7 protein-coding genes are annotated in these 12,428 nt (G+C 72.9%); 3 read left to right on the top strand and 4 right to left on the bottom strand.

The window, feature by feature from the left end; translation table 11 throughout:
- Nucleotides 1-166 precede the first annotated feature (166 nt).
- Nucleotides 167-1,855, bottom strand: a complete 1,689-nt coding sequence (locus ACIRS1_RS25700; RefSeq protein WP_402843881.1) for a PQQ-binding-like beta-propeller repeat protein — start codon at nt 1,853-1,855, stop codon at nt 167-169.
- 440 nt (nt 1,856-2,295) lie between these two features.
- Between ACIRS1_RS25700 and ACIRS1_RS25695 the strand changes: the two genes are divergently transcribed.
- From ACIRS1_RS25695 to ACIRS1_RS25685, 3 genes are all read left to right on the top strand, one after another.
- Nucleotides 2,296-3,474 (top strand): ROK family transcriptional regulator, encoded by a 1,179-nt coding sequence (locus ACIRS1_RS25695; RefSeq protein WP_360215832.1) that lies wholly within the window; start codon nt 2,296-2,298, stop codon nt 3,472-3,474.
- 229 nt (nt 3,475-3,703) lie between these two features.
- On the top strand, nt 3,704-5,608 hold the full coding sequence (dxs, locus tag ACIRS1_RS25690) for a 1-deoxy-D-xylulose-5-phosphate synthase (RefSeq protein ID WP_360215829.1): 1,905 nt from the start codon (nt 3,704-3,706) through the stop codon (nt 5,606-5,608).
- 135 nt (nt 5,609-5,743) lie between these two features.
- Nucleotides 5,744-7,270 carry a glycosyltransferase family 39 protein gene (locus ACIRS1_RS25685; protein ID WP_360215826.1) on the top strand — a complete coding sequence of 509 codons (1,527 nt, stop codon included), beginning with the start codon at nt 5,744-5,746 and terminating at the stop codon, nt 7,268-7,270.
- Between the two features lie 131 nt (nt 7,271-7,401).
- Here ACIRS1_RS25685 and ACIRS1_RS25680 read toward each other — a convergent pair whose 3' ends face one another.
- The 3 genes from ACIRS1_RS25680 to ACIRS1_RS25670 all read right to left on the bottom strand — a co-directional run bounded on the left by ACIRS1_RS25680 (nt 7,402) and on the right by ACIRS1_RS25670 (nt 12,224).
- Nucleotides 7,402-9,531 (bottom strand): 3-hydroxyacyl-CoA dehydrogenase NAD-binding domain-containing protein, encoded by a 2,130-nt coding sequence (locus ACIRS1_RS25680; protein WP_360215823.1) that lies wholly within the window; start codon nt 9,529-9,531, stop codon nt 7,402-7,404.
- 2 nt (nt 9,532-9,533) lie between these two features.
- Entirely contained in the window at nt 9,534-10,751 is a 1,218-nt protein-coding gene (locus ACIRS1_RS25675; protein WP_360215820.1) for an acetyl-CoA C-acyltransferase, read from the bottom strand.
- A 228-nt stretch (nt 10,752-10,979) separates the two neighbouring features.
- Nucleotides 10,980-12,224 (bottom strand): HRDC domain-containing protein, encoded by a 1,245-nt coding sequence (locus ACIRS1_RS25670; protein ID WP_360215817.1) that lies wholly within the window; start codon nt 12,222-12,224, stop codon nt 10,980-10,982.
- Nucleotides 12,225-12,428: the final 204 nt, after the last annotated feature.

Here is a 12,428-nt window from a genome sequence, read left to right as displayed (position 1 = left end):
GCCCCAACCGTTGGGGTGTTGGGTTGGGACCCCCCCCCCCCGCGCGGGGGGGGGCCCCCCACCACCCCGGGGGGGGGGGGGGGGCCGGGGGGGGGCCCCCCGCCCCCCCCCCGCCCGGTGTCACCGGTTCCGCTTCCGCGGCGTCACGCGTCCCGCGTCGGCGGCGTCACTTCTTCCACTTCGTCAGCGGCGCGTCGGAGCTGCCGCGACGGAAGGCGTACACCGCGTTGCCGTCGTTGGAGAGGATGTACTCGGACAGGCTCATCCCGATGTCGAGGCCGTCGGGCATCGCCATGGTGCCGAGGTCGGTCATCGAACCGTCGGTCGGCGAGAGCGTCACCAGCCGGGCGGGCTTGTTGTAGCCCTGGCTGACGATGGCGCGGACCTTGCCGTCCTTGTCGGTGCCGGAGACGAGCCGCATGTCGTTGCTGGAGCTGCTGCTCGCGGTGGACCAGATGCGCTTGCCGGTGGTCAGGTCGTACGCGTTGATGCCCGACTTGCTGCCGCTGATCTGCGCGTACAGGGTCGTGCCGCTGACCACGTTCTGGGTGTAGGCGTCGGCCTGGCCGGAGAGGCGCAGGCTGTCCGCGCCGGGCTCCTTGACGGACATCTGGTTGCCGGGCTTGTTGCTCTTGTCGAACGGCAGGATGTAGTCGCCGTTGGGGCCGCTGCTCATCAGCAGCACCAGCGGCTGGTCCTGGACGACCTTGTCGATCCGCTCGATGGTGCCGGTGAGGGTGATCGGCGAGCTGGTGGTCTTGCCGGTGTCGGAGTCCACGACGACCAGCTGCGACTTGGGGCCGGATCCGCCGTAGCAGCGGTCGCTGACGGCGATCTGGCTGCCGGCGGCGCGGCCGTACAGGCTGCAGTCCTTGTCGCGGGGCTGGAACTGCCAGACCGCGGCACCGTTGTCGATGTTCAGGCCGCCGACGACGTTGCCGCCGATGGCGACCACCTTGTCGGTGACGCTGAGCGTCGGCGAGGACATCCGGTCGTTGGAGACCTTGACGGTCCAGAGCAGCTTGCCCTGGGCGAGGTCGACGGCGCCGATGGTGGAGCAGTCGCTGTCACCGGTGTTGAAGGAGACGGCGGCGATGTTCTTGGAGTTGGAGGCGTAGGAGGCGGTGCACAGCTCCTTGCTGCCGCCCGGGACGGCGATGGTCCAGGCCTCCTTGCCGTCCGAGGTGTTGTAGGCCTTGATGCCGGTGCTGTCGGCGCGCACCGCGAGCTTGTCGGTGCCCCAGATGCCGAGCATCTGCGAGCTGCCGTCCCCGGTGGTGGCCTTGGCGGCGTTCCAGGCGATGGTGTAGCTGGCCTTGCCGCCACCGCCGCCGCCGGTGCTGCTGCCGCCGGTGGTGCCGTCGACGGTCGGTGCGTCGGTGACGCCGCCGGTGGTGCCGCCGGAGGTGGTGGTGCCCCCGTTGGCGTTGGGCGCCGGGTCCGGGTCGGAGCCCTTGAGGAGCACGACCAGCGCGGCGACGATGGCGATCGCCAGGACGCCGCCGATGATCCCGCCCCAGAGCATCACGGGGTTGCGCTGCTTGGGCGCGGGCGGCACCGCCGGCGCACCCGGGTAGGTGTAGCCCGGCTGCTGCTGCGGGTAGCCGTAGCCGGCGCCGTAGGACTGGCCGGCGTCGGGCGCGGGGTAGCCGCCCCCGGCGACGGGGTCGTACGGGCCGACCGGCGCCCCGGCCGGCGGCGGGGCCTGGCTGGGGAAGCCGGCCGCGGTGGGCGCGTACGCCGCGTAGTCGACGCCGCCGGCCGGCGGCTGCGCGGGCGGTGCCGGCGGCTGGGCCGGGGGCGGTCCGGCGGGTGCGGCCGGGCCCGGGATCGGTGCGCCGTCGAGCTGCGTCATCTGGTCCGCTACGGCGGCCGGGTCCACGCCGCCGGGAGGGCGGCCGAACGAGACGCCCCGATTGTCCTGCGGGCCGCTGCCCGGTGCTTCGCCGGCCCCCGGCGTAGGGTGATCCCCTGCCATCTGATTCCCCGTCATGTCTGGAAGCGTTCCCCTGCCCGGTACCGTCCGCGGTCCGGTGGGGCGCGTGAGATTGGGCACCATGGTAGTGGTGAGTGGGTTTCGGCCGCCGCCAGGACGGCCGTGGCCCGTCCCTGCAGGTCCAGGCTGTGCAACACCTCCACGCGCCGCTCACTCCGCCGCCACCGCGGTGCCCGCGGGGCCGGCCCCGTCCCCCGGATCGGCCCGGCCCCGAGCCGATCCGGGGGACAGGCCCTACCCTTCAGGAGTTGAAGGGGACGTCCCGACGGAGGGGCCCCCGCCCCCTGGGAGGGTGGATCATGTCGACGGACACACCGGGCTCGCAGTCGTCCCTGCACCGGGCGAACCTGGAGCGGGTGCTGCGCGCGGTGCGGATGGCCGGCTCGCTGACCCAGGCCGAGATCGCCCGCGGCACCGGCCTCTCGGCGGCCACCGTGTCCAACATCGTGCGGGAACTGAAGGAGAGCGGCACCGTCGTGGTCGCCGACACCTCCTCCGGCGGCCGGCGCGCGCGCAGCGTCTCGCTCAGCGGGGACGCCGGCATCGTGGTGGGGATCGACTTCGGCCACACCCACCTGCGCGTCGCGGTCGGGAACCTGGCGCACCGGGTGCTCGCGGAGGAGAGCGCGCCGATCGACGTGGACGTCTCCGCCGCGCAGGGCTTCGACCGGGCCGAGGCGATGGTGGAGCGGCTGCTCCAGCAGGCCGGCTTCCGCCCGGACAAGGTGATCGGCGTCGGCCTCGGCGTGCCCGGCCCGATCGACGTGGAGACGGGCGCGCTGGGCTCCACCGCGATCCTGCCCGGTTGGACGGGCATCGCCCCCGGCCGGGAGCTGGCGGAGCGGCTCGGCATGCCGGTGCACGTGGACAACGACGCCAACCTGGGTGCCCTGGGCGAGCTGGTCTGGGGGGCCGGGCGCGGGCTGAGCGACCTCGCGTACATCAAGGTGGCCAGCGGTGTCGGCGCCGGCCTGGTGGTCAACGGCCAGATCTACCGGGGCCCGGGCGGCACCGCCGGTGAGATAGGGCACATCACCCTGGACGAGGCCGGGCCGGTCTGCCGCTGCGGCAACCGCGGCTGCCTGGAGACCTTCGTCGGCTCGCGGTACCTGCTCTCCCTGCTCACCTCCACGCTCGGCCCGGACCTCACCCTGCCGCGGGTGGTCGAGCTGGCGCACCAGGGGGACCTGGGGTGCCGCCGGGTGATCGCCGACGCGGGCCGGCAGATCGGCACCGGCGTGGCCACCCTGTGCAACCTGCTCAACCCGCGCCGGGTGATCCTCGGCGGCGACCTCGCCGAGGCCGGTGAGCTGGTGCTCGCCCCGATCCGCGACTCGGTGGCCCGCTACGCGATCCCGAGCGCGGCCCGCCAGCTCTCGGTGGTCCCCGGCACCCTGGGCGGGCGGGCGGAGGTGCTCGGCGCGCTGGCGCTGGTGATGAGCGAGATGGGCGAGTCCGGCGCACTCGGTCGTGCCTGAACCACGGCCGCACGTCCGTCCGTCAATCCACGGTGACGAGCGCCCCCGGGCCGACCTCGGGGAATGGCGGTATCCGATCGGTGGTACGGGCCGCGCCGCTCGGTGTCCGGCAAGCGGACATTAGACTCGACCGGTCGGCACCGGCCGCGACCGTCGGGCTGCCGCCAGACCGGGCAGCGAAGCCCCTCGGACCGCCCGCGGTCCGCGAACACTGAACGAGGAGGAACGGGTGGCCCTGCTGACCCGCATTCGGGGACCGCGCGATCTCGACCGGCTCACGCCCGGACAGCTGGCCGCCCTGGCCGAGGAGATCCGGACCTTCCTGGTGACCGAGGTCGCCAAGACGGGCGGCCACCTCGGCCCCAACCTCGGCGTGGTGGAGCTGACCATCGCGCTGCACCGGGTCTTCGACTCGCCGCGCGACCGCATCCTCTTCGACACCGGCCACCAGAGCTACGTCCACAAGCTGCTCACCGGCCGCCAGGACTTCTCCCGGCTGAAGATGAGCGGCGGCCTCTCCGGCTACCCCTCGCGCGCCGAGTCCGAGCACGACGTGATCGAGAACTCGCACGCCTCCACCGTCCTCTCGTACGCCGACGGCCTGGCCAAGGCCAACCGGATCAAGGGCAAGGCCGACCCGGTCGTCGCCGTCATCGGTGACGGCGCGCTCACCGGCGGCATGGCCTGGGAGGCGCTGAACAACATCGCCGACGCCAAGGACCTGCCGGTCGTCATCGTCGTCAACGACAACGAGCGCTCCTACTCCCCGACCATCGGCGGCCTGGCCAACCACCTCGCCACGCTGCGCACCACCCAGGGCTACGAGCGCTTCCTGTCCTGGGGCAAGGACGCGCTGCAGCGCACCCCGGTGGTCGGCCAGCAGCTGTTCGAGACGCTGCACGGCGCCAAGAAGGGCCTCAAGGACTTCATCGCCCCACAGGGCATGTTCGAGGACCTCGGCCTCAAGTACATCGGCCCGATCGACGGCCACGACCTGACCGCCCTGGAGTCCGCGCTCACCAAGGCGCGCGGCTTCGGCGGCCCGGTGATCGTGCACTGCCTGACCGAGAAGGGCCGCGGCTACCACGCCGCCGAGAACAACGACGAGGACCGCTTCCACGCGGTCGGCGTGATCCACCCGGACACCGGCCTGCCGGTCAAGAGCTCGGGCAAGGACTGGACCTCGGTCTTCGGCGAGGAGATGGTCGCGCTCGGCCACGAGCGCGAGGACATCGTCGCGATCACCGCCGCGATGCTCCACCCGGTCGGCCTGGCTCCGTTCGCCAAGGCGTTCCCGGACCGCATCTTCGACGTGGGCATCGCCGAGCAGCACGCCGTCACCAGCGCCGCCGGCCTGGCCACCAACGGGCTGCACCCGGTGTTCGCGGTCTACGCGACCTTCCTCAACCGGGCCTTCGACCAGGTCCTGATGGACGTGGCGCTGCACAAGCTGGGCGTGACCTTCGTCCTGGACCGGGCCGGGGTCACCGGGACGGACGGCGCCTCGCACAACGGCATGTGGGACATGTCGATCCTGCAGGTCATCCCGGGTCTGCGGCTCGCCGCCCCGCGCGACGCCGACCAGGTCCGCGCCCAGCTGCGCGAGGCCGTCGAGGTCGAGGACGCGCCCACCGTGGTCCGCTACTCCAAGGGCACGGTCGGCCCGGCCGTCGCGGCGGTGGGCCGGATCGGCGGCATGGACGTGCTGCGCGCCGCCGAGGAGCCGGGCGGCACGCACCGCGCGGACGTGCTGGTGGTCTCGGTCGGTGCGATGGCCCCGACCAGCCTGGAGGTCGCGGACCTGCTGGCCGCCCAGGGCGTCACCGCCACCGTGGTGGACCCGCGCTGGGTCAAGCCGGTGGACCCGGCCCTGCCGGGCCTGGCCGCCGAGCACCGGGTGGTCGTCACGATCGAGGACAACGGCCGGGTGGGCGGTGTCGGCGCCGCGGTCGCCCAGGCGCTGCGCGACGCGGACGTGGACCTGCCGGTGCGCGACTTCGGGATCCCGCAGGAGTTCCTGGACCACGCCAGCCGGGGCGAGATCCTGGCCGAGATCGGTCTGAACGCCCCGGACATCGCCGCGAAGGTGGCGGCCCTGGTCGCCAGCCTGGACGCCGCCCCGGTCCAGGCCTGAGGGCGGGCGGCACCCGTTCCGACGACGACCGTTTGTCGTAGGCCTGTAACAGTTCGTCGCGAGACAAGCTGACAATCGCACCGAATGGCGGGACCGGCGCCGTGCGCGCCGATCCCGCCCGGTAGGTTGTCATCCGTGTCCACCCCCACCCGCCTCCGCCTGGCCGCCGTGGCCGAGCGCCTGCCCGAGCGCGTCCTGACCCGAGTCCGCGCCGGGTACTGGACCAGGCTGGTGCCGGTGCTCGCGCTGGTCGCGCTGGTCACCCACGTCCCGTCCTTCGCCCGGCCGGTCTGGAGCCCCGACGAGGGCTTCCTGGCCACACAGGCCCGGATGCTGGCCGACGGCGGAGTGCTGTACGACACCGTGGTGGACCGCAAGCCGCCGCTGCTGCCCTGGCTCTACCAGGCCTGCTTCGCCGTGTTCGGCTCCGCCTCGCTGTGGCCGCTGCGCACGCTGGCGGTGGCCGCCCACCTGGTCACCGCGATCCTGCTGGCCTCCATCGCCCGTGGCCGGTGGGGCAACCGGGCCGGGGCCGGCGCCGGACTGCTCTACCTGCTGGTCTCCATCGGGCTCTCCCCGGAGGACACCCAGGCGGCGACCTTCGAGGTCTTCATGCTGCCCGCGATGGTGGCGGCCTTCCGGTACGCCGAGCGCCGCCGCTGGCTGGCCGCCGGCATCGCGGTGGCGCTCTGCTCGCTGACCAAGCAGACCGGCGGCGCGGTGCTGCTACCGGTGCTCTGGATGCTGTTCCAGGACACCCGCCGGCGCGGGGTGCGCTGGCCGCCCGCCCTGTTCAAGATCGCCTTCGGGTTCACGCTGCCGATAGCGCTGGTCGCGGTCATCCTGACCAAGCCCAAGGGCTTCCTGTTCTGGGTGGTCACCGGCAGCGGCGACTACGCCTCCTTCGGCGGCGCCTGGCTGCAGATGGTCGGCCGGGCACTCGGCAACTCGGCCATCCTGGTCGCGGCCGGCCTGGGCTTCCTGCTCCCGGTCGGGCGCCGGCTCTGGCTCAAGTACCGGCACCGCCCGCTGCCGGTCGCCGGCGAGGAGCACGGCTCCACCGCCGACCTCTGGGTCTGGCTGGCCTCCTCGGTCGTCGCGGTCAGCGTGGGGTTCCACTTCTTCGGCCACTACTACCTGCAGCTGATCCCGCCGCTGGTGCTGCTGGGGACCGGCGCGGTGGCCACCTCGGCGGTGCGCTGGAAGCCCGTCCTGGTGTACACCACGGTCGCCTCGACGGTGTTCTGGGGCCTGGCGCTGGCCTGGCCGGGGGAGCGGCTCAACCGCACCACCGAGGTCGCCACCGCGGTCGCCGCCCAGACCACCCCCAAGGACACCGTGCTGGTCTGGGGCATGCACCCGGAGCTGTACTGGCTGGCCGACCGCAAGCCCGCCACCCGCTACCTGACGGCCGGCTTCCTGACCAACTACAGCGGCGGCAAGGACGGCAGCCCCAACGTGGGCGAGCAGTTCAGCGTCAACAACGCCTGGCAGACCTTCGACAAGGAGCTCGCCAACGGCCTCCCCGAGGTCGTCGTGGACGACTCGGGCATCGCCCCGTACCAGCCGGTGATGGTCCCGCGGATCGAGAACCTGCTGGACACCCACTACGAGATGGTCGGCGTCTTCGCCGACACCGTGGTCTACCGCCTCAAGCGCTGACCCCGGCCGCGGCCCCCGGCGGCCCGGCAGGACAGCGGTGCGGCACGACGGCGGCACGGCACCCCGGAGCACGACGGAGCCCCGGTGACCCTTCCGGGTCACCGGGGCTCCGTCGTGCGTACCGCTACGCCCTACGCGGGCACCGAGGCCACGCCGGGGGCGAGGAAGCGCTTGCCGTTCACCCGCTCCGAGACGCCCTCACGGTCCAGGTACGGGGTGATCCCGCCCAGGTGGAAGGGCCAGCCGGCGCCGGTGATCATGCAGAGGTCGATGTCCTGCGCCTCGGCGACGACACCCTCCTCCAGCATCAGGCCGATCTCCTGCGCCACGGCCTCCAGGGCGCGGCTCAGGACCTGCTCCTCGGTGAGCACCGTGTCGCCGAAGGACAGCAGCTCCAGCACCTCGGGGTCGAGGACCTGCTTGCCGTCGACCCAGGTGTAGAAGCCGCGCTTGCCGGCCTTGACCACCTTGCCGAGGTTCTCGGAGACGGAGAACCGCTCCGGGAAGGCGCCGCGCAGGGTCTCCGAGACGTGCAGGGCGATGGCCGGGCCGACCAGCTCCAGCAGCACGATCGGGGACATCGGCAGGCCGAGCGGCTCGACGGCCTTCTCGACGCTGGCGATCGGGGTGCCCTCGTCGATGATGCTCTGGATCTCGCCCATGAAGCGGGTCAGGATCCGGTTCACCACGAACGCCGGGGCGTCCTTGCACAGGACGGAGGTCTTCTTCAGCTTCTTCGACACGGCGAAGGCGGTGGCCAGCGAGGCGTCGTCGGTCTGCTCGCCGCGGACGATCTCCAGCAGCGGCAGGATCGCGACGGGGTTGAAGAAGTGGAAGCCGACGACCCGCTCGGGGTGCTTCAGCTTCGAGGCCATCTCGGTGACCGACAGCGAGGAGGTGTTGGTGGCCAGCACGCAGGTCGGCGAGACCACGTTCTCCAGGTCCGCGAAGACGGCCTGCTTGACGCCCATCTCCTCGAACACGGCCTCGATCACGAAGTCCGCGTCGCCGAAGGCCACGGCCTTGTCGAGCGAGCCCGAGACCAGGCCCTTGAGGCGGTTGGCCTTGTCCTGGCCGATGCGGCCCTTGCCGAGCAGCTTGTCGATCTCGGCGTGGACGTAGCCGACGCCCTTGTCGACGCGCTCCTGGTCGATGTCGGTGAGGACCACCGGCACCTCGAGGCGGCGGGCGAACAGCAGGGCCAGCTGCGAGGCCATCAGACCGGCGCCGACGACGCCGACCTTGGTGACCGGGCGGGCCAGCGACTTGTCCGGCGCGCCGACCGGGCGCTTGGCCCGGCGCTGCACCAGGTTGAAGGCGTAGATGCCGCTGCGCAGCTCGCCGCTCATGATGAGGTCGGCCAGGGCCGCGTCCTCGGCGTCGAAGCCGGCCTGCAGGTCGGCGTCCTTGACCTGGGCGATGATGTCCAGCGCCTTGTAGGCGGCCGGCGCGGCGCCGTGCACCTTCGCGTCGGCGACCAGGCGGCCCCAGGCGACGGCGTCGTCCCAGGCCTTGCCGCGGTCGATCTCCTCGCGCTCGACGACGACCTCGCCCTTGAGGACCTTGGCGGCCCACAGCAGCGACTGCTCCAGGAAGTCGGCCGGCTCGAAGATCGCGTCGGCGATCCCCAGCTCGAACACGTCCTTGCCGCGGAGCTGCTTGTTCTGGTTCATCGAGTTCTCGATGATGACCTTGATCGCCTTCGAGGGGCCGATCAGGTTCGGCAGGATGCTGCAGCCGCCCCAGCCGGGGACGAGGCCCAGGAAGACCTCGGGCAGCGAGAACGCCGGGACGCCCGCGCTGACGGTGCGGTAGGTGGCGTGCAGGCCGACCTCGACGCCGCCGCCCATCGCCGCGCCGTTGTAGAAGGCGAAGGACGGGACGGGCAGTGCGGCGATCCGCTTGAAGACCTCGTGGCCGCCCTTGCCGATGGCCAGCGCGTCCGCGTGCTCCTTGAGCAGCTCGACGCCCTTGAGGTCGGCGCCGACCGCGAAGATGAACGGCTTGCCGGTGATCGCGACACCGACGATCTTGCCCTCGGCGGCCTCGGCCTCGACCTGGTCCAGCGCGACGGACAGCTTGAGCAGCGAGCCCGGGCCGAAGGTGGTCGGCTTGGTGTGGTCGAAGCCGTTGTCCAGGGTGATCAGGGCCAGCTTGCCGGCCTGCAGCGGCAGGTCGAGGTGGCGCACGTGCGCGGTCGTGACGACCTCGCCCGGGAAGAGCTCGGCGCCGTGCTGGAGCAGCTCAGTCGTGGTGCTCATGGTCACTTACCACCCTCGAAGTGCGGGTTCTCCCAGATGATGGTGCCGCCCATGCCGAAGCCGATGCACATCGTGGTGAGGCCGTAGCGGACGTCCGGGCGCTGCTCGAAGCGGCGGGCCAGCTGGTTCATCAGGCGCACGCCGGAGGAGGCCAGCGGGTGGCCGAAGGCGATCGCGCCGCCGAACGGGTTGACCCGCTCGTCGTCGTCCGCGATGCCGTAGTGGTCCAGGAAGGACAGCACCTGGACGGCGAAGGCCTCGTTGACCTCGAAGGCCTGGATGTCGTCGATGGTCAGACCGGCCTTGGCCAGCGCCTTCTCGGTGGCCGGCACCGGGCCGATGCCCATGACCTCGGGCTCGACGCCCGCGAAGGCGTAGGAGACCAGGCGCATCTTGACCGGGAGGCCGAGCTCCTCGGCGACGTCCTCGGCGGCCAGCAGCGAGGCGGTGGCGCCGTCGTTCAGACCGGCCGAGTTGCCCGCGGTGATGTTGCCGTGCGGGCGGAACGGGGTCTTCAGGCCGGCGAGCGACTCCATCGTGGTGCCCGGGCGCATCGGCTCGTCCACGGTGGCCAGGCCCCAGCCGGTCTCGCCGACCTCGGGGTTGGTGTTGCGGATCGAGATCGGCACCAGGTCGGGCTGGATGTCGCCGTTCGCGTACGCCTTGGCGGCCTTCTCCTGGGAGCGCACCGCGTAGGCGTCGCAGCGCTCCTTGGTGATGTGCGGGAACCGGTCGTGCAGGTTCTCCGCGGTCATGCCCATGAACAGGGCGGACTCGTCGACGAGCTTCTCGGAGACGAAGCGCGGGTTCGGGTCGACGCCCTCGCCCATCGGGTGGCGGCCCATGTGCTCGACGCCGCCGGCCACGACCACGTCGTACGCGCCGAAGGCGATGCCGCCGGCGGTGGTGGTCACGGCGGTCAGCGCGCCGGCGCACATGCGGTCGATCGCGTAGCCCGGGACGGACTTGGGCAGGCCGGACAGCAGGGCGGCGGTGCGCCCGATGGTCAGACCCTGGTCGCCGATCTGCGTGGTGGCCGCGATCGCGACCTCGTCGATGCGCTCGACGGGCAGGTTCGGGTTGCGGCGCACGAGCTCCCGGATGCACTTGACGACGAGGTCGTCGGCGCGGGTCTCGTGGTAGATGCCCTTCGGGCCTGCCTTGCCGAACGGGGTGCGGACGCCATCGACGAAGACGACGTCCCTCGCGGTACGAGGCACGGGGGCTCTCCTCCCAGGGACCAACATTTCGAGGTGGGCAGGCTGCCGCCGGCGAAGACCCGTGCGGAGCCGCTTCACCGCCATGCTACCGGTCGGTAACCAACCTGCCCAGGCCCCTCGGACGGTTCGGCCCGTGTGTCCCGCGACACGTCCCACCGGCGGGGCCTGCCCGGACGCGCCGGAGGGGGCGCCGTCCCGATGGACGGCGCCCCCTCCGGGCGGTTGCGGTCAGGCCTGCGCGTCGGCGGCCTCGGCGAACGCGGCGGCCAGCACCGGCGCCACCAGGTCGACCTGCCACTGCCGGGCGCCGAGCCGGCGCAGCGCGGCGGCCACGCCGTCCGCGCCCGGATCGGCCGGAGGCTCCCAGGAGACCCGGCGGACCAGGTCGGGGGTGATCAGGTTCTCGGCCGGCAGGTGGTGCCGCTCGGCCAGTTCGGTCACGGCGGCGCGAGCCCCGGACAGCCGGGCGGCGGCCACCGGGTCCTTCTCCGCCCAGGCCCGCGGCGGCGGCGGCCCGTCGTGCGGCGCGGCGGCCGGCGGCAGCTGGTTCTCCGGGACCTCCCGGCCCCGCTGCACGGCGGCCAGCCACTGCTCCAGCTGGCGCCGGTGCACCCGCGGCCCGAAGCCCTGGACGGCCTGCAGGGCGGCGATGTTCAGCGGCATGGCCAGCGCGGCGTTGACGATCGCGGCGTCCGACAGCACCCGGCCGGGTGAGACGTCGCGCTCCTGCGCGATCCGGTCCCGGGCCAGCCACAGCTCGCGCACCACGACCAGCTGACGGCGCCGGCGGACCTTGTGCAGCTGCGAGGTGCGCCGCCAGGGGTCGGTGCGCGGGGCCGGGCGGGGCGCGGCGGCGATCGCCGCGAACTCCTCCGTCGCCCAGCCGAGCTTGCCCTGGGCGTCCAGCTCCTGTTCGAGCGCGTCGCGCAGCTCGACCAGCACCTCGACGTCCAGGGCGGCGTAGCGCAGCCACGGCTCGGGCAGCGGTCGGGTCGACCAGTCGACCGCCGAGTGCTCCTTGGCCAGGCTCAGCCCGAGCACGCTCTCGGTCATCGGCCCGAGGCCGACCCGGGCGAAGCCCGCGATCCGGCCGGCCAGCTCGGTGTCGAACAGCAGTCGCGGTCTCATGCCGACCTCGGCCAGGCACGGCAGGTCCTGGGTGGCGGCGTGCACCACCCATTCGGTGTCGGCGAGGGCGTCGCCCAGGGCGCTGAGGTCGGGGCAGGCGATCGGGTCGATCAGCGCGGTGCCGGCGCCGGCGCGGCGCAGCTGGATGAGGTACGCGCGCTGCCCGTAGCGGTAGCCGGAGGCCCGCTCGGCGTCGACGGCGACCGGCCCGGTGCCCGCCGCGAAGGCGGCGACGGTGGCGGCCAGCGCCTGCTCGTCCGCCACGACGGGCGGGATCCCCTCCTTCGGCTCGAGGAGCGGGACCGGGGCTGCTTCTTCTGGGATGGCTGCTACGGCGTCGGTCACCCACCAAGGGTACGACGGTCCTCGCGGCCGGGAGTGTTGTCGGACTGGTCAGACCGGGTGGGTGGAGGCGTCGCGGGCCCCGGAAAGGCTGCCGCGGGGGGGGGGGGGGGGGGGGGCGACCGAGGGGCCCCCCCCGGGGGGGCGCCGCGGCGCGCGGGGGGGTTCGCCGGGGCCGGGGGGCCCCCCCCCACCCCCCCCCCGCGG

The organism is Kitasatospora sp. NPDC101176 (genome assembly GCF_044768035.1).
In the GTDB taxonomy this organism is placed as follows: Bacteria; Actinomycetota; Actinomycetes; order Streptomycetales; family Streptomycetaceae; genus Kitasatospora.
This window is presented reverse-complemented; position numbering and strand designations above follow the sequence as displayed.